Source organism: Clostridium drakei, from assembly GCF_000633595.2.
Lineage (GTDB): Bacteria > Bacillota > Clostridia > Clostridiales > Clostridiaceae > Clostridium_AM > Clostridium_AM drakei.
This window is the reverse complement of record NZ_JIBU02000111.1, coordinates 1-428: the sequence shown is the minus strand read 5'-3', so window position 1 is coordinate 428 and position 428 is coordinate 1. Positions and strand designations below refer to the sequence as shown.

1 pseudogene is annotated in these 428 nt (G+C 25.2%); it reads left to right on the top strand.

Annotated elements, in window-relative coordinates:
- Positions 1-428 (top strand): annotated as a pseudogene (locus tag EG57_RS0225010) (AAA family ATPase); the annotation flags it as partial.

Here is a 428-nt window from a genome sequence, read left to right as displayed (position 1 = left end):
AAAGAGAGTATATTTTCAGGACTTAATAATTTAAATGTATACAGTATTTTAAAAAATAAATATAGCAGTTACTTTGGATTTTCAGAAGTTGAAATAGAAGAAATTTTTAAATATTATGAAGTTGAATTCAAATTAGATGAAGTTAAAAGTTGGTATAATGGATATGTATTTGGAGAAAACGTAATATATAACCCTTGGTGTATACTAAATTATGTTAATAATTATGAAGAAGGGCTTCAGCCATATTGGATAAACACTAGCAGTAATGATTTAGTGAAAAGCCTTATAACAAAAGGTGGACATCAGTTAAAAAGTGAATTAGAAGACTTGATTCAAGATAAAAGTATAACAAAAGAAATAAATGAAAATATTGAAATGAAGGAAATAGACAAGAGTACAGAAAATGTATGGAGTTTTTTACTTCTTAG